The 15,391-nt window shown below is 57.2% G+C and carries 26 protein-coding genes; 13 read left to right on the top strand and 13 right to left on the bottom strand.

What is annotated here, in order from left to right; all coding sequences use genetic code 11:
• Positions 1 to 52: 52 nt before the first annotated feature.
• The 3 genes from B3R00_RS14995 to B3R00_RS14985 form a co-directional block, all read right to left on the bottom strand.
• Positions 53 to 1,228: a site-specific integrase gene (locus B3R00_RS14995; RefSeq protein WP_219162008.1), complete on the bottom strand. Its 1,176-nt coding sequence runs from the start codon at positions 1,226 to 1,228 to the stop codon at positions 53 to 55.
• Positions 1,186 to 1,440 (bottom strand): excisionase, encoded by a 255-nt coding sequence (locus B3R00_RS14990; protein ID WP_286999689.1) that lies wholly within the window; start codon positions 1,438 to 1,440, stop codon positions 1,186 to 1,188. Before B3R00_RS14990 ends, B3R00_RS14995 begins: the two co-directional genes overlap by 43 nt.
• A gap of 97 nt (positions 1,441 to 1,537) precedes the next feature.
• A complete protein-coding gene (locus B3R00_RS14985; RefSeq protein WP_286999688.1) occupies positions 1,538 to 1,978 on the bottom strand; it encodes a hypothetical protein in 441 nt (146 codons plus the stop codon).
• Between the two features lie 228 nt (positions 1,979 to 2,206).
• Between B3R00_RS14985 and B3R00_RS14980 the strand changes: the two genes are divergently transcribed.
• The 3 genes from B3R00_RS14980 (at position 2,207) to B3R00_RS14970 (ending at position 3,210) form a co-directional block, all read left to right on the top strand.
• Positions 2,207 to 2,416 carry a hypothetical protein gene (locus B3R00_RS14980; protein ID WP_284214445.1) on the top strand — a complete coding sequence of 70 codons (210 nt, stop codon included), beginning with the start codon at positions 2,207 to 2,209 and terminating at the stop codon, positions 2,414 to 2,416.
• A gap of 157 nt (positions 2,417 to 2,573) precedes the next feature.
• Positions 2,574 to 2,834 (top strand): hypothetical protein, encoded by a 261-nt coding sequence (locus tag B3R00_RS14975; RefSeq protein WP_286999687.1) that lies wholly within the window; start codon positions 2,574 to 2,576, stop codon positions 2,832 to 2,834.
• A 142-nt stretch (positions 2,835 to 2,976) separates the two neighbouring features.
• A complete protein-coding gene (locus tag B3R00_RS14970) occupies positions 2,977 to 3,210 on the top strand; it encodes a hypothetical protein (protein ID WP_286999686.1) in 234 nt (77 codons plus the stop codon).
• A 19-nt stretch (positions 3,211 to 3,229) separates the two neighbouring features.
• On the opposite strand, the gene B3R00_RS14965 is transcribed toward B3R00_RS14970, so the two are convergent.
• From B3R00_RS14965 to B3R00_RS14935, 7 genes are all read right to left on the bottom strand, one after another.
• Positions 3,230 to 3,886 carry a hypothetical protein gene (locus tag B3R00_RS14965; RefSeq protein ID WP_286999685.1) on the bottom strand — a complete coding sequence of 219 codons (657 nt, stop codon included), beginning with the start codon at positions 3,884 to 3,886 and terminating at the stop codon, positions 3,230 to 3,232.
• Between the two features lie 9 nt (positions 3,887 to 3,895).
• The gene (locus tag B3R00_RS14960; protein WP_286999684.1) at positions 3,896 to 4,510 is read right to left on the bottom strand and encodes a 3'-5' exonuclease; all 615 of its coding nucleotides are present in this window, start codon (positions 4,508 to 4,510) and stop codon (positions 3,896 to 3,898) included.
• Positions 4,511 to 4,584: 74 nt separating this feature from the next.
• On the bottom strand, positions 4,585 to 4,857 hold the full coding sequence (locus tag B3R00_RS14955) for an HU family DNA-binding protein (protein ID WP_286999683.1): 273 nt from the start codon (positions 4,855 to 4,857) through the stop codon (positions 4,585 to 4,587).
• 67 nt (positions 4,858 to 4,924) lie between these two features.
• On the bottom strand, positions 4,925 to 6,739 hold the full coding sequence (locus B3R00_RS14950; protein ID WP_286999682.1) for a lambda-exonuclease family protein: 1,815 nt from the start codon (positions 6,737 to 6,739) through the stop codon (positions 4,925 to 4,927).
• Positions 6,736 to 7,695: a recombinase RecT gene (locus tag B3R00_RS14945; protein ID WP_286999681.1), complete on the bottom strand. Its 960-nt coding sequence runs from the start codon at positions 7,693 to 7,695 to the stop codon at positions 6,736 to 6,738. The genes B3R00_RS14950 and B3R00_RS14945 overlap by 4 nt, the downstream gene beginning before the upstream one ends.
• A gap of 7 nt (positions 7,696 to 7,702) precedes the next feature.
• A complete protein-coding gene (locus B3R00_RS14940) occupies positions 7,703 to 7,861 on the bottom strand; it encodes a hypothetical protein (protein ID WP_286999680.1) in 159 nt (52 codons plus the stop codon).
• Between the two features lie 236 nt (positions 7,862 to 8,097).
• On the bottom strand, positions 8,098 to 8,466 hold the full coding sequence (locus B3R00_RS14935) for a hypothetical protein (RefSeq protein ID WP_286999679.1): 369 nt from the start codon (positions 8,464 to 8,466) through the stop codon (positions 8,098 to 8,100).
• Between the two features lie 194 nt (positions 8,467 to 8,660).
• Between B3R00_RS14935 and B3R00_RS14930 the strand changes: the two genes are divergently transcribed.
• On the top strand, positions 8,661 to 9,104 hold the full coding sequence (locus tag B3R00_RS14930) for a hypothetical protein (RefSeq protein WP_286999678.1): 444 nt from the start codon (positions 8,661 to 8,663) through the stop codon (positions 9,102 to 9,104).
• 906 nt (positions 9,105 to 10,010) lie between these two features.
• Here B3R00_RS14930 and B3R00_RS14925 read toward each other — a convergent pair.
• The 3 genes from B3R00_RS14925 to B3R00_RS14915 form a co-directional block, all read right to left on the bottom strand.
• The gene (locus tag B3R00_RS14925) at positions 10,011 to 10,562 is read right to left on the bottom strand and encodes a hypothetical protein (protein WP_286999677.1); all 552 of its coding nucleotides are present in this window, start codon (positions 10,560 to 10,562) and stop codon (positions 10,011 to 10,013) included.
• A 68-nt stretch (positions 10,563 to 10,630) separates the two neighbouring features.
• Positions 10,631 to 11,131 (bottom strand): DUF2569 family protein, encoded by a 501-nt coding sequence (locus B3R00_RS14920; protein WP_286999676.1) that lies wholly within the window; start codon positions 11,129 to 11,131, stop codon positions 10,631 to 10,633.
• A 70-nt stretch (positions 11,132 to 11,201) separates the two neighbouring features.
• Complete coding sequence (locus tag B3R00_RS14915) at positions 11,202 to 11,945, bottom strand: S24 family peptidase (protein ID WP_286999675.1); 744 nt, start codon at positions 11,943 to 11,945, stop codon at positions 11,202 to 11,204.
• Positions 11,946 to 11,986: 41 nt separating this feature from the next.
• Between B3R00_RS14915 and B3R00_RS14910 the strand changes: the two genes are divergently transcribed.
• Genes B3R00_RS14910 through B3R00_RS14870 form a run of 9 tightly spaced genes read left to right on the top strand, consistent with a single transcriptional unit; the run spans position 11,987 to position 15,331 of the window.
• On the top strand, positions 11,987 to 12,229 hold the full coding sequence (locus B3R00_RS14910; protein ID WP_286999674.1) for a transcriptional regulator: 243 nt from the start codon (positions 11,987 to 11,989) through the stop codon (positions 12,227 to 12,229).
• A gap of 3 nt (positions 12,230 to 12,232) precedes the next feature.
• The gene (locus B3R00_RS14905) at positions 12,233 to 12,466 is read left to right on the top strand and encodes a hypothetical protein (RefSeq protein WP_286999673.1); all 234 of its coding nucleotides are present in this window, start codon (positions 12,233 to 12,235) and stop codon (positions 12,464 to 12,466) included.
• On the top strand, positions 12,463 to 12,651 hold the full coding sequence (locus tag B3R00_RS14900; RefSeq protein ID WP_286999672.1) for a hypothetical protein: 189 nt from the start codon (positions 12,463 to 12,465) through the stop codon (positions 12,649 to 12,651). The genes B3R00_RS14905 and B3R00_RS14900 overlap by 4 nt, the downstream gene beginning before the upstream one ends.
• Complete coding sequence (locus tag B3R00_RS14895; RefSeq protein ID WP_286999671.1) at positions 12,648 to 13,400, top strand: helix-turn-helix domain-containing protein; 753 nt, start codon at positions 12,648 to 12,650, stop codon at positions 13,398 to 13,400. The genes B3R00_RS14900 and B3R00_RS14895 overlap by 4 nt, the downstream gene beginning before the upstream one ends.
• A gap of 3 nt (positions 13,401 to 13,403) precedes the next feature.
• Positions 13,404 to 13,940, top strand: a complete 537-nt coding sequence (locus B3R00_RS14890) for a hypothetical protein (protein WP_286999670.1) — start codon at positions 13,404 to 13,406, stop codon at positions 13,938 to 13,940.
• Between the two features lie 17 nt (positions 13,941 to 13,957).
• Entirely contained in the window at positions 13,958 to 14,458 is a 501-nt protein-coding gene (locus tag B3R00_RS14885) for a hypothetical protein (RefSeq protein ID WP_286999669.1), read from the top strand.
• Positions 14,458 to 14,871 carry a recombination protein NinB gene (locus B3R00_RS14880; protein WP_286999668.1) on the top strand — a complete coding sequence of 138 codons (414 nt, stop codon included), beginning with the start codon at positions 14,458 to 14,460 and terminating at the stop codon, positions 14,869 to 14,871. The genes B3R00_RS14885 and B3R00_RS14880 overlap by 1 nt, the downstream gene beginning before the upstream one ends.
• Positions 14,868 to 15,077 carry a hypothetical protein gene (locus B3R00_RS14875; RefSeq protein WP_286999667.1) on the top strand — a complete coding sequence of 70 codons (210 nt, stop codon included), beginning with the start codon at positions 14,868 to 14,870 and terminating at the stop codon, positions 15,075 to 15,077. The genes B3R00_RS14880 and B3R00_RS14875 overlap by 4 nt, the downstream gene beginning before the upstream one ends.
• Positions 15,074 to 15,331, top strand: a complete 258-nt coding sequence (locus B3R00_RS14870) for a hypothetical protein (RefSeq protein WP_286999666.1) — start codon at positions 15,074 to 15,076, stop codon at positions 15,329 to 15,331. Before B3R00_RS14875 ends, B3R00_RS14870 begins: the two co-directional genes overlap by 4 nt.
• Positions 15,332 to 15,391 lie beyond the last annotated feature (60 nt).

The raw sequence follows: 15,391 nt of genomic DNA, 5'->3' as shown, positions 1-15,391 counted from the left end.
ACACCGATTTCACACCAGATTCACACCGGGATTCGCACGGAAATCGCACCGATCACTTGGCGAGTTGAGCTGCTGGCTTTGGCTTTTGGAAGTCTTCACGGATGAACTTGCCATAGGTTCTGAAGACCATCTCCACGTCCTCATGGCCCAGCTGGCTCGCTATGTACCAAGGGTTGGCACCAGCGGTCAGCATGGTTGAGGCATAGGTGTGCCGGATTTGATAGGGATTCCGGTACTTGATCCCGGCACGCTCCATGATGGGTAGCCATGCAGTTTTACGGATTTGTGCATCCGTGGACCAGGGTGCCAAGGTGCGTGGGTTGAGAAAAACACGCTGACCACGTTTGATGCTGATGGGCTTTTGTGCGATCAGCGCCGCTACAGCATCGGCATTTAGATCCACGACACGCAGCCCTGCAGCCGTTTTGGGGCTCTTGATCACACCTGCAACCTGGTTCAGCTCAATGCGAGCTGTCGCATTCTCAAGGTCGATGTGCTGCCACTCCAGAGCTTGAAGCTCTCCTGGACGCAGTCCGGTGTTGAACCAGAACTGAAAAGTGGGGCGTTCATCATCCCGGCAGGCGGCCAAAATAGCCTCTCGCTCTGACTGCGAGAATGGCTCAATGACGTAATCGCTCGACTTGCTGTTCTGTCGAATCAACTTGGCTAGGGCGATTTGGTCGAATGGGTTACTCACGACCAGCCCATCATTGAGCGCATCTTCGAACACGGAGCGCAATGGCGTGAGCATGTTTCGTATGGCCTTGGCGGTGCAGTCCATGTTGCCGATCCAGTCTCGCAGCAGGGCGGGAGTGACCTCGTGCAACTCCATGCCGTGCCAGCGCTGCATACGCTCGCCAGTCAGGCTTTTTTTGTAACCTGCAAAAGTCGCTGGTGACATCTTGCCGTTCTCCACCTGCTTTTGATAGAGCTGCAGCTGCTTATCAAGCAGCTCTTCCATAAGGCTAGAGTTGACGGTTTTCTTTTTCGCTTTGGTGCTTTCGGGGAAATACTCCTTGTAGACGAACTTTCCATCTGCAATCCGCCGCAGTATTTCGCCGCGAAGGTTAGCGGCGTACTGTACAGACGCTTTGTTGATCGGGCAGGGAGGCAGCAGCTCTCGACACTGTTTGCCCTCCCAGGTAAAGGCCACTTGGATACGTGGCCCTGATGCCATCTGCCGAATTAATACGCCCGTTGGCGTTGAGAGACTTGGTTTCTTATCCATTTGTCTGCTTCCTTCACATTGACATAAAGACGCCGCGCAATCACTGCGCAGTGAGTCCCGTCGAGCCACACGCCTTCTTTACGGCGCTGATGTACCGCATTCGGCGTGGTACCTGTGAGCTCTTGGTATTTGGAAGCCAAGACCCACTCAGGCTCAATGGAGACTCGTGTTTCAGGCGTGGCATTTTTGGATGCTGTGTCGTGGTGCTTCATAGTTCACCCAATAAAAAAGCCCCGGCTTAGCGGGGCTGTGGTTCGTCAAAATCAGGCCAAGGTGTGCGCTTGTCGCGGCGTTGACGGGCTCTGCGGCTCATTTGGCCTCCTTTTCTGCTGTGCGGCCGGCGCTTTCGTCCTCTTCCTGCGCGGCAATTTCGGCCAACTGCTCTTGGGTGAAATCGGTATCCGCTAGCACATAAGGCGCGGCATTGGCGACTTGGTAGAAGCGTGGCGATGGGCATTCGGCAAGCCAATGCTCTAGCAGGGTCTGCAGTTTTGCCTTGTGCTCTGGCGACACTTCGGGGTAGCCCTCTGCGTATTCGCCACCAAAGTCGTTGGCCCGCACAGCAATGTCTTCAATCACGCTGTCGGCATCCGCAAAGTCCGACATGCTCGGGCGCTTGGCTGTGCCGCGCCAAACTTTGTGTCCTGGTCGGACTTCATAGCCTCGCTCGTCAAGCAGGTCGCCCAGGCTGTCGTGGTTGAATTCCTCGCCGTCTATCGACCAGCATTCCTTTTGTTCGGTATTGCTCATGACTTCTCCTTTAGTGCCCACAAGGCAGGCCTTCGCCTTCCTGGGGTTCGTGGTGGACAGGTGCGCCGCAGCTGGCGCAGCGCTTGGGTGGGTTCAGGGGCTGAGGTGTGGGCAGGGTGCTCATGTTGTGCTCCAGTAAAAAAGCCCGCCTGGCATGTGCCGTGCGGGCTTAGGTGAAGTGAGGTGGTTTTAGGCAACAATAGGGACTGATTCAAATATGGAAATTTTGTGAACCAACCTATTGCACACGCCGAACTCATCGCAAGTTATAAAAAAGTTGCTGCTGAAGCTGCCCAAAAAGCGGCTCTTGTACTGACCTTGTCTTCCAAAGGCCCTGCCACACTGAAAACGGCGGCTGAGACAGCATCTAAAGCCGCTCGTCGTCGCGATGTGATTGCATCTAAGCTTGCAAAGCTTGGGGTTGCGCTTCCTGTTTAAGTGCAGTGCCAACACATGGGTGCACTGCTGACCAGTCAGTTGTGAGCCCTTAATAACAAAACCCGCTTCTGCGGGTTTTTTGTTTAGCGTGCCCAGGTTTGGGGTGCTGCGTTGTATAGCAAACCGGAGGGAGGCGTTTGCGGCTTAGACTGCTTGAATGTCTAGCCTGTACGAATCAATGACCGGTGCCTTGCGTGAGCACTGGAAAGCCCACAACAACGCATACCCCCAGCGCTTTGAGCTGACTGCCAGCGCGCATGCGGCCTTGGTGGAAAACCGTGAGCTGGTGGTCACAACCATGAACTACAGCAACCGCAGTGCGCTGGGCGAGGACTTCTTGGGCGTGCCCATTGTTGTGTCCGACGCTGGCAATGTGATGGTGGCCGCTGATGGCGCACGCGTGTCGCTCAGCATCTGATTAGCAGCTTCGCTCTTCATGTGCAGGGGGATCAGGACAGCACCCAGTAGGGCGCTGTGCTCATGCCTCTGTGGGGCAAATAAAAATCCGTCGCCCTCTTGCTTCATGCGCAAAATTGATGTACTTGTATTTAGGAGTACACATGCTCAGTACAAGTACGCAAAAAATTCAAGCCTCCGGTTATGAGGCCACTCTCAGAATCAAGTGCCGCGATGGCGTCTATAGCGGAAGTCTTGAGGACTTGCCGGATGACCTTAAGACGGTTGAGCACCCGCTAATCAATGACTCCGGTGCGCATACCTTGCGTGAAAACGTGATAGCTTGGGGTAAGTTAAGACTTGCGGCGCTGGTAAAACTAAAAGAACGCCCGCACTAGGCGGGCATGTGGTTGCGGGTTAGTGCACAGCAGCCTCGGCCGCCACACTGTCTGCAAACGCCTGCTCAGGCGTCAGCGCAGGGGTGAACGGGCTCCCCACTTGCTTGTCTTCTGCGTCCAGGCTATAGGGCAGCGGGCTCTCAATGTCCTGCTGCTCATCTTTGACTTCGGGCGCCTCCAGCATGATGGGCACCTCGTGCTGCACCAGCAGGGCTAGCTTGCCCATGGTCTTTTCCGTCAGGTTGGTGGAGCACTGTACGCGGAACGTGAGTTCCACCGTGCCGCCTTCCTTGGGGTTGATGCGGAAATCGTTGACCTTGCAGTCAAGCAACTGGATGTCGCTGGCACCGCCCAGTCCATGTTCAATCGTCAGCGTGTAGCCTGCGTATTCCTTGCCCCACTTGATCGTGCCCATGAAAGGAAAACGCAAGTTGGGCAGGTTCACCAGCTCATCGACTCCATCGAGCTGCTGCTGGCCCCCTTGGCCACCGGCCTCGCTCTTGTGGTACAGGCTGGAGAGCAGGGCACCGTCTAAGTGGCTCAGTATCGTGTTGGGAGCATCGAGCTGAAATTTCAGATCGACTGCAGGGTGCAACTCATCGGGGCCGTGCTTTTCGCTACGGGCATTGATGCTGCACAGCTTGGCCGGTGTGAAGTCTTCTAGTTCGAAGGCCATGGTGTTCCCTTACTTTTTAGTTTGCTCTTGGATTGCGAAATACACACGCATGCAGGCCAGTGCATCACCGCGGGCGGTGTGCTGCCCTGGAAAGTCCTGCCCGAAAAAGTGCTGGTAAGCCTCCAGCAGCGTCGGCGTTTTGTTGCCACCGCGCATCTTGGCCGTAGGTGGCAACTTGCAGATCGGTGTTGCCAGGCGCGCGGTGCACTCTGCGGCAGCAGCCTTCCATTCATCGGACATGGGCAGGTCTTCGTCCGGCTCACGAGGATCAATAAAACGCTTAGCGCCGATGCGCACCACACGGGCATCAAACGGCTCGTTGTGGCCAATACGAACCGTTGCATTGCTGTGCAGTGCCAGCAGCATGTCAACAGCCTGGGCTTCAGGGATGCCGAAATCCAGTGCCTTCTGGGTGCTGATGCCGTGGATGGCGGTCATGTCATCCGGAATGGTCCAGCCTTGGGGGCGAACGATTACGTCCATGGAGGAGAGGGTTTCGCGGGTGTCCAAGTCAACCAAGAACGCGGCCAGCTGCACGATGTGTGGTTGATCTGGGTGGCTGCTGGGTTCTTTGAACAGTGGCAGGCCGGTCGTCTCGGCGTCGTAAAAGAGTGCGGTGCGCATGATTTCCTTATGGTTCAGGCAATAAAAAAACCCGCTGGGTTAGAGCGGGCCTGCGGTAGTAGCTATTGTTTTGATCAGTTCAGCGCATCCTTGAGGGCTTTGCCTGCGGTGAACTTGGGCACCTTGGCGGCCTTGATCTCGACTGCTTCGCCAGTGCGAGGGTTGCGCCCAGTGCGCGCTGCACGCTTGTTCACGGAGAAGGTGCCAAAGCCCACCAGCGAGACAGTGCCACCTTTTTTGAGGGTGGACTTCACGGCTTCAATGGTGGCATCCAGGGAGCGTGCTGCGGCTGCCTTGGAAATATCGGCGTTGTGTGCAATGTGCTCAATCAGGTCTGCCTTGTTCATGGATGGCTCCTTTTAGACGGTAAAAAGTTAGTCTAGCGCTTATCTGCAAAAGCACTAGCGCTATGTTTTATGCATTGACTGCTTGCAAGTCATCGGCTAGCTTGCGATAGCCCAAGGAAAGCAGGAGCATCAGGCGGCGGGCATTGGCTTCGGTAATTTGCACGGCAGAGCGCTCTTTGCTGAACGCAATACCGTGGTGCTCCAACGTGGCAGCGCTAATCTTGCCAAGGCCCAAACCTTCCATGCGCGTGTTCAACTGGCCCAGAGTCAAGAGTGGGCCACTGTCGGCTGCAGCACTGGCCTGCGCTGCCGTGATTGCTTCTTGTGCATCCACACCAGCCAGATCCTCTGCCGCCTTATGGGCTACCAGCCCCTTTAAGTCCTGGGCAACTGGCTGGGCCAGCTCCCCAGACTGCTGGGCCTGAGCGATGGCTGCTTGCTCTTGCTGTGCCTGCTGCTGGATGCGCAGGCGCTCCTGTTCAGCGTCCTGCTGGGCTTTGGCCGCCGCTTCGCGCTCCAGGCGTGCCGCTTCCTCGGCGCGGATGCGCTCGAGCTCTTTCTCCAGGCGTGCGGCCTCGGCCTGCTTGTGGTTGCCGATGCGCAGGGCGGCCAGGGCTTGGAAGTCTTCTTCGGCCTTGGTGCCCACGGTCGCAAAGTCAGCAAACAGGGCAATCCAGTCGCTATCCTCTTGCGCCAGGTGCTTGCGGTTAGCCTCCAGACGGGCGGCCAGCTGGTTGGCGTCGTGCTTGGCGTTGGTCAGGGCTACGGCCACCTTGTCGCGCATGCTGTCCAGCGACTTCAGCCCCTTGATCGTTTCCGCAAAACCACCCGCGACACGTGGCAGCCAGTTGGCGCCCAGGCGCTGGTTCAGAGCTTGAATGTGCTGGTCAAGCTGCGCTTGTGCACCAGTGACGATTTCTGTGCGGCGTGCTTCCTTTTCTGCCGCCACCAGCTTCTCCGTAGCCAAGCGGGTAGTGCGTGCCAAGTTCTTCAGGTCAGCGACCGTGCGGCGCATCAATTCCACGTCGCTGATCTGGGCCAGTGCGCCATCTTCGGCTGTGGCCAAGGCTTCTTCGGCCTTTTTCAGCGCCTTGGTTGCGGCTTCAGCATCGGCAAACTCTTGGTCAGTCGCAGGCTTGGCTGGGATGCGGGCAATGAACTGGCGCAGTGCATCGCCAAAGGCATCCAGATTGCCACCCACTGTCAGAGCACCGTTCACCTGTACCACCACAGCGGGCAGGCTCTCCACGGGGGCAGCCACAGCAGGAGCATGGCGCTCAGCTGCTGGGTCATAGGCGGCCACATCCTTTTCCAGCTGCTCCCAGCCAGCAATGATCTGGGCGCGCAGCTCTGCATCGGGCTCGTACCAGCAGTGGCGCTCTTCGACCAATTGGCCGTCTCCCGTCCACTCGCTGGCCATGAACAGGATGCGCTCGCAGCCTGACACCATGGCTTGGTGCTCCATCTGGACTTGGTACTGCAGAGGAAGATCTGTGCCCGTGCAGCCTTTGTGCATGGCTTCGCGCAAGCTCTTGTTGAGAGTCTTATGCTCCAGAGCCTGGTCGTTCATGAAGGTCAGACCGTCAAAGCTGGCGCTGTACTTGCCCTTCACCCCCACGCATGGCGACAAGTCCTCGCCAATGATTTCCTCTGCCAGTGGACGGGCCAAGGCTTCAAAGCGGTGGCCATCATCAAAGCGGCGCTGCGTTGCTGCATCCACTTCGCCAGTCAGGCCGGTGGCCAGTTCCTTGACCAGTTCTGAGCGGGTTTTGTAGCTGCTGCAGCCCATCATGGCTGGGGCATCGCTGGCGTTGAAGTGCTTGGCGCGGTGGGCATGCCATTCGGCACCACCTTGTACGAGGGATACGATTTGCATGCTCATGCTTGCTCCAACTCCGCCTGCTTGGCGGCAAAGATTTCATTGAGACGCAGCGCGGCGGCTTCATCAGTGATGGCTTCGATCAGACCTGTCAGCTCATAGAGCTTGTCCAGGTCGTTGCAGGCCTGCATGTCGGCGGCGAGCTTTTCGGCGTCTACTTGCGGTGCGTCAGTGGCAGTGGTTGAGGCGGGCTGCTGCAACTTGGCAACCTCGTCGCGCAGTTGCTTTTCCTGGGCGGGCGTGACTGTTGCTTTGGACTTGAGCCACGCCAGCACGTCTTCAATCGTCTTTTGGCCATCCACCACTGACTTGGCCCACTTGCCCACGTTGTGGTCAAACTTCGCCTGGTCGTAGTCGGGCAACACCACCTCGGCGGGGCCCATGTTCTTTTCGACGCCAGTTGGTTGAGGGGTAGCCGCCATGTCCTGTAGCTCTTCAGCAATCGGCATGCCGCGCAGCACATCAGGAAACACATCGCGCAACGCAAAAGCACGGGCACGCATCTGCCGCATGCGCTTTGGGTACTGCGTCCATGGGCCTTGCTTGCCTGCCAAGCCAGCCTTGATTGCGTCATCCATGCTGAAGCTGCGCACCTGCTCTGGTGCTCCCTTGCGCTTGACGCGGCAGTAGGCAGTTTTGCCGTCATCGTCTTCGGTGACGTATTCGCAAACGGGGCTGGCCAGCACCAGGGCAATTACCGCATCACCCCAGAGTGCAGGGCGACCGTTGATCACAGCTAGGTTCTGCAGCGATTGCAGAGGCTTCAGGCCCAGCTCGCTGCCCCACTGCATGGCAATAAGGCAGTTGCCTGGCTTGCCCTTGAAATCCTTGGGCACCATATCGCTTTCGGCCAAGTAGTTTGAGAAGGTCAGCGCCTGCTCAAACGTCTGGGGGCTCAGGTCAAACTGACCAGCGGGGCGCAAGGCCGTGCCTGCTGCCTGGGTTGTTACTGAATTCATTCAAGCCTCACAGTGGAAAAGCAGGGTTGGGGGTGCACTTGGCTATGACGCCAGCGCAGAAGATGGCAAGGCAGATCACGCCAGCCACCCAAAACAAAGCCCGCACAGTGGCGGGCTTGAATCGGCGGCGTTTGGGCATGCGCTGCAGTTGCAGGGGTGGGCTCATGCTGGCCTCACAGTCACGGCGCACTTTGGCGTGCCAGCAAACAAAAAGGCCGCTGCAGTAGCGGCCTCGCGGGAGGGGAAAGAGTCACGGCTCGGTTGGCCGTTCACTTTGAAGATGTATCGCATGGTCTTGTCTCCTATAGCGCATCCGCGCTGTGCTCGGAATCCGTGGGCCCCAGCAGCTCGCGCACCTCTTCGGGTGGCGCTGGCGGCGGGTAGGTTGGAGGTGGGGTGTACTCAGGCTGCATCCGGCCACCCCGCAATGTCTCGCCATCTGTGCTTTGCAATAAAGCAGGCCAGTGCCTCGCGCAGCTTTTGTGCCGCTGGATCTGTCATCAGCGCATCAAAGGCATCCGTCACGTCCGTGTCGTTGCCAATGGCTTCTGCCAGTTCGTCGTCAGGCGTTATCAGCGCTTCGCCCATGTCGTGCGCCTTGAACCAGCTCGTTTGTTTGGAGCCTAGAGCGGCCAGAGCGATGCCGTAGGCTTCAATCTCCAGCGCTTCAGCCTGTGCGGCGCGGCGGTCTTGTTCATCCTCCCAGCGCTCGGCATCGGCGCAGGGGTTGCTGGTGGGGCCGAAGTAGCCCACTGGGTGACGTGCGTTCATACGACCTCCAGAAATAAAAAAGCCCGCTGGACATTGCTGCACAGCGGGCAAAAGTCCACGGAACGTGAACCCCACAAAAAAGAAAGCCGGCGCCTTTCGGCATGTCATGGGAATGCATGAGAGGGAGGGCGGAGATACCCGCGACCCGGCTGGAAATTTGAAGTTATTGCTTTTGGTTGTTTATGCTCGCAAGCATGAAAAGCAAATTTACGAAGCAGGAGTTATTAAAGAGGGCCTGTTTCAGGGCTGCCTTTTTGATTCATGGGCGCTGGGAAGAAACGGGCTTTTCAGATACTGCCTACTTGGATTATTTGATCGTTCGTGACGAACTGGTGCATGTTGGCAACTCCTTGAAAGGAACAGAGTGTCGAGAGCATGTCGTGCCACGCGTTTTGATTTGCTACGAAGCACACTCAATGTTTGCTGATGGTGCCACTGTCGAGGACGTGGCTAAATTCATCGAGCGGCACTTGAAAATCGTTCGAATTAGCAGACCTGAGAGAAAGTGCTTGGATGGCTCTGCAGGCATGAATCTAAAAGAAAAAATGCCGTCAGGGTGGGCCTTCAATCGGGACAGCATCTATGCACGTCTAGATGCAGCTGGAATTGAGTACCGCCTATTTGATGAGCGCGGCTAAATTACAAGCCGCAACCCTCTGTCACAAGGCTGTGGTTTTCCCTCTGATGTCGCTCAGAGGGCAGCGCCGATTGTTCGGGACGTGTTTTGCAAGGCTGGTTGCTGCGGTAATGGATCGCCACTCCAAAAGTGTTGACTGCCAAATTGGCTACTTCCGCCTTTACTCGCCTTGGAAGGTTTTTGGCCGTGTCTTTCCGGCCTGTCAGCGCATAAGCGCCGGACGTTGCTGTTCTTGGCCTTCCGATATGCCTCACCGCCGTATAGATCCCAGCGTTTGGATTTCGCGTGGCCTTTTGATGTTCCTGTTGCTTGTCCCATCCGGGGGCAGAGCAGTACTGACTTAGACGACCGATGGCCTTTTATGACTCGCTACCACCTGCGAGGGTGCTTTATTTACCCAGCCTGCCAAGCTGCAAGAGCATAAGGTGCTGGCTCGATCACTTGGCACCAATCGCTTTGGCGCACCTGCTGCTGCGCTCCTGAGAGCTAACCCCGCCTTTGCTTCCTGTCGGCTTCGGCCCCGGATCGCTGGGCCTTGGGTGTTTCGCGGTTTGGTGCTGTCGATGGGTGAATATTACTAAACGGTAATTTAAAAAGCAATACCAAAAAGTAATTATTTTTACGATCCTGTGTACCATCCCCCCATGACCACACACCGCACAGACGAAAAAAAGCCCGCTCGGGGCGGGTTCTGGAAGAAGCGAGAGCTGGAGAAGCCGAGGTTCCGGCGCACTTTTGGGTTCTACTGGACCTGTGAGGGCATGGGTTTCACTGCCGGCGGACGTTGTCCCAAGGATGTGTATCTGAAGTGGCGCTACTGTGTTGGCCCTTTGTCGATTAGCGAGCGCCTGCGCCTGGTGTTTGTGCCTTGGTCTCTTGAGTGGGGCTGGGCGAACGCAGGGACTTCTTAAGCTTGAAAGTGCAAATGAATGATTGGGACGAGCAAGAAGGCAGTGCCGACAACCGAAAGCCCTGATGCCGTCCAGCCCATCGCGTAAATCCACTTCCAACGGCTATCGAACTTAGCGCTGGATTCAGGGCTCATAAACAGATCCTCAAGTGTCTTGCTACCTCCCCAGAGCACACCTTCAAAGCGGCGCTTGGCATCGTTTGCAATATCCTTCATAAGGATTGCTGTGCAATGCATGCGATAGATGCAAAGTGCAAATGCGATGAAGAAAATACCGCCAGCGATCGAGTGCCATAAAGGGGAACTGATCTTTTGAATCTGCATGGCAGCAAATGACCCCGCCATGCCGGTCGCGCAGAACAGAGCAATGTGCTTGATTGTCTCCATGGACCACTGCGCAGCATTTGTTCTGGACAGATCCTCAGACTTCACAAGTCGGTGAATTATTTCGCGAGCCTGCTCTGGGTGATCGGCAATGGTTGGCTTGTGTGGTGCTGGCGCGGCGGCGGGTGCGAATGTCTTGCGCGCCTGTTTATTGACGTTGTTCATTGCACCTTGCGATTATTCACAGAACCCACACCCAGAGGGATAGGCGCGACGTGGAAGAGGTTCATTGGTTATTGAACGTATGTATTCTGTACGCGCCTTGATCGAATCAAATAAGCGCTCCAGATGAATGCGCTAATGCATGATCCCAAAATCCCTCCCAGCACTTCATGATTAACTACTGTAGCGAGTGGTTCGTTTGAGATATACGCAATAGCCAGCAAGCCCAAGATGGCAGTTAGTGGGCCGCCAATCCATAGCATCGTGATCACTCGTTTTGTGGTGCTTCTTAATCTAGTTTTCCAAAGCAAAAATCCAGCGCCAATCAAAATCGCTGCTTGAACAATTCCAACTGTCCACGATACTTCTTTCATTTGATTCCAAAGTGGAAGATTTATAAGATTTGGAAATTGCGATTCAGCGGCTTGTATTTCTCCAGTCACCCTTCCAAGGATGGCCAATGGCGCGAGAATAGTTAATGAAACTATCAAAAACCTTAACCACCCTCCGATTCCTGCTAAATGCTTATGGTTGGCGGTGCTAATGTTTGCACTGTCGTTTTTGTACTCCATGCATCCCTCGCATTAAAAGTGTTAGTGAAATGGGTTGGTTATTTACGTCGAGATCCCCTGTGGCGCTCGGTCACGCAAAGCTGCGAAGCGACCATGATCCCAGCACACGCCCTTGAATGTGCAAACGGTGCGGCACCTCTTTCAGCGGCAACTCTTCCGCCTTGCGTCCATCGTTGCTCTCAATCAGCACATTGCCCGTGGCTATGGACACGCTGAGGCGTTTGACGCGCACCAGATCATCTAGTGTCAGGATGTAGATGCCGTCATCCGTGAACTCGTTGGTGGGCTGCACAAACATGATGTCGCCATCTTCGATCACGCCGGTCATGCTGCTGCCTCTGGCGGTCAGAACCTTCAAGGTGCGAGGGTTTGCGTTCAATCGCTGGCGGATATAGCTCTCCAGCACATCAATGTGCTGAACAACCTCTTGCGCTGGGTACCTGCCATGTCCAGCCGCAGCCTCAGCCAAGACTGGAAGGCGGACATAGCCTTCGACAACTTCTCTATCAGCACGCAAAAGCTCAATCGGCTGCGCTTGAGGTGCGGAGTCTCTTATCTCTAGGTACTGCTCTGGCATTCCTGTCTGAGCCTCAAGGTTGCGCGCCTTGACGCTACCGAAAGACTTGTCTTTCAGCAGTGCTGAGATTTCACCTTGATTAAGTTTGTGTGCACTGACAAATGCAGCCTGCGAGCCGTTGAATTTTTCGTCAATCCATTGACGAAGGCGTGCTCGCCTGTTTTCTGCATCGCGGATAGCTGCTTCGGATCTATTAACCATCGGGTGATTCTCGATTACTGCCAGGTAAATTACCAAAGGGTGTTGTCATTGCATTACTAAACAGTAATAATGCGGACATGCAAACACTCCTCAACTACTTGAACGGCCTTGGTAAAGCAGATCGCGCTTCATTCGTGGAGCGTTGCGGCACCAGCGAGGGTTATCTGCGCAAAGCGATCAGCAAGGGGCAGCAGCTGGGAGAAAAGCTGTGCATTGCGATTGATCGCGAGTCCAAGCGCGCAGTGACATGTGAAGAACTGCGCCCTGACGTTGACTGGGCCTACCTGCGCGATTCCACCCCAGCCCCCCAGGAGGCCTGACCCATGACCTCCATCCAAATCCCTGCAGGCCAGGACGAGCAAGAGTTGCTTGAGCTGATCCATGCCTGCGGTTGCTACGACGGCAACAAGACCCGCATGTACCGCGCTGCGTTGCGTGAAGGCCTGAAGAAGTTGGTTGTAAAGCATGGCCTCAGTGTCATGGTGGCCAACCTGCCTGCCAATGAGCTGATGGCTGAAGCTTTCGCCCAAAAAGAAGCTGGCGAGGTGCGCTTGTGAGAAATCCAGCAGCAGCACAACGTCCTACACAGCGCAGCGCCTGGGACATTCCAGCGCGCTCCATCGCCCAGGACTTTCATCAAACCACCCGCCTGGCCCACGCCCCCAAGCCCAGCCAGTATTTCCAGATCACCAAAGCCGCTGACACGCACCGCACACAGCGCATCTCGAAGGCAGCGATATGAGCACCATCATCATGTCCCAATGCTGGCCGCTTGACGGCATGTCTGCAGCGCAAAAGGCTGTGCTGATCTCTTTGGCCGACCAATCCAACGATGACGGCGTGTGCTGGCCATCCGTTGGCACGATTGCCAAGCGCACATGCCTGTCCGAGCGCGCAGTACAAGAAGCGCTGCAGTGGCTGCAAACCACTGGGGCGGTTTTCCGCGAGTACAAAGCCAACCGCTCAACGGTCTATACCGTCACGCCGCTGCGCTTTGATCCGACCAAGGCTCCTGCGCCACGCAGCCGAAGCAAGGGTGCAGATGGCGCACCCCCCGCACCAGGCGCACCCCCCGCACCAGGCGCACCAGTGGGTGCAGGAGGCGCACCTCTAGGGGTGAACCAGGCGCACCCCACCCCCGCACCAGGCGCACCCAAATCATCATTGAACCGTAAAGGGAACCATCAAGGAACCGCCAAAGCGCAAGCGCTCGGCTTCGATGGTGTGAGCGATGAGCTTTTGGCCGACTGGCAAGCAGTGCGCAGTGCAAAGCGCGCCGGTCCATTGACAGCCACTGCGGCGAAGGGGTTGCAGCGCGAGGCACGCAAGGCTGGACTGACAGACAGCGAGGCAATCGAAATCTGCTGCACCAACGGCTGGCAAGGATTCCGGGCGGCCTGGCACCAGCAAGACACGCGGCCAGCGGTAAGCCGCACAACCGCCAACACCCACAAGCACGCCGCCGCTTACGCGACGATTTTGGAGGCCTAAGCCATGCAAGCAGTCTCAACACTCGTCCAGCCTGGCATGCAGCAGGCCCAGCAGCAAGAACAAAAAGGCATTTCCGCAGGCGTGAAGAACCTGTTTCTGATGCTGCAGGGCAGCTACGGCGCTCCGTTCTTGGCCAAGTTCTCGTCCGGCGTGAAGGACGACCAAGGGCGCGACTTGGGCATCCGCTCAACCATGAAGGTGTGGGACGCGCGCTTGGCGAAGTACCCGGCTGACGTGCTGGCCACGGCTTATGAGCGCGTCATTGTGGAGTCGCCGGAGTTTCCCCCCAGCCTGCCCCTGATCGAAAAGATTTGCCAGGCCGCCATGCCGCGCAAGACCTACGCGCAAGAGCAGGGGCTGCCAGCTCTGCCCGCTCCGCAGCGCCAGGCCGTTCGGGTTGAGGTGCAGATGCGCAATGACGGCAAGGACTGGGCGCGAGAGCTCAAGGCGCGTCATGAGCACGGCGAAAAGCTGGGCCCCCACCAGATCACCGCATACCGCCAAGCCCTGGGGTTTGAAGGCCGCCAGTCGTGGCAATAAAACAGGAGCAAAGAACAATGATCGTTATTGGAATTGATCCCGGTTTGACGGGTGCTTGCGCTGTGATGGACCACAACGGCGTTCGCGCAGTGTTTGACCTGCCCATCATGAAGGCGCCGGACGTGGGGCCCGATGCCATGGTGCAAAACAAGATCGACGGCCGCGCGCTCTGCCAGTTGCTGCTCAAGCACTGCCCAGCCTCCGAGGGCAAGCCTCACGTCATCCTGGAGAAGGTCGGCACCATGGGCGGAAAGAACAACGCCGTCCAGACGCAAGGTGCGTTGCTGCGCACGCTGGGCGCTGTGGAGACAGTGCTGGAGTGCTTGAACTACAAGATCCAGTACGTGGCCCCCCAGTCCTGGAAAAAGCGCTTCGGCCTGAAGTCGGTAAAGTCGAAGTCTCTGGAGACTGCCCGCCGCTTGCACCCCGAAGTGCTGGCTGAACTCAAGCGCGTGAAGGACCACAACCGCGCCGAAGCCGTGCTGCTCGCTCACTTTGGACGCATGGAGGTGGCCTGATGGACCGCGTCACCCTCAGCCTGTGGGAGCCAGTCCAGGCGCATAAGGCCATCATGCACGCCTGGTCTCATGCCAAGAACGCAGTGATGGCCGGTCACCGCCTGACCCTGGAGATTCGCCCGGAGAAGCGCAGCGATGCGCAAAACCGACGCCTGTGGTCCATGTTGAGCGACATCAGCGAGCAGGTGGACTGGCATGGCCATCGCCTGCCCCCTGCAGAGTGGAAGGACGTGTTCACCGCGGCGATCAAGCGCACCAAGGTCGTCCCCGGCCTAGATGGTGGTTTTGTGGTCTGCGGCCAGTCCACCAGCCAGATGACCAAGCGCGAAATGTCCGAGCTGCAGCAGCTGATGGAGGCCTTCGGCGCCGAGCATGAGGTGGCATTCAGGGCCTACGGGGAGGGCGATCAATGACCACCTGCATCGACTGCCAGCACTGGAGCCCCAAGGCCACGGACGCCAACATGCTGCGCTTCGGGTTCGCCCACTGCGACAGGAAGGCACTGCCCGGGCACACCTTGAGCGCCAAGGCCCAGGCTTGCGCTGAGTTCAAGCCTCTGGAGGCAGAGAAGGTGCAGGCCCGTGTGGTCTGGCTGAAGCAGCGAAAGGCCATCGCGTGAACAACCAGCTGACCGCCAAAGAGCGCGAGCACCTTGCCAAGGTCAAGGACTTGCCTTGTTCAGTGTGCGATGCGCCCGGCCCGAGTGAGGCTCACCACACAAAACAAGGGCAGCAGTACACGTGCGTGGCGCTCTGTACCGAGTGCCATAGAGGCGGGAATGGCTGGCATGGCACCCGCGCCTACTGGCGAATCAAAAAGATGGACGAATTGACGGCGCTTAACGTAACGATCAAGCGCCTTTTGAGTCGCTGAAAAGCAAAAGGCCCACCGAAGTGAGCCTCCCGCCGAGCTGTACGCCCTGGACACGCAGCA

The sequence above is a fragment of the Comamonas sp. UBA7840 genome (assembly GCF_002501455.1).
Lineage (GTDB): Bacteria > Pseudomonadota > Gammaproteobacteria > Burkholderiales > Burkholderiaceae_C > Comamonas > Comamonas jiangduensis.
The sequence above is the reverse complement of the archived record's forward strand: the minus strand, read 5'-3'. Positions and strand labels throughout refer to the sequence as shown.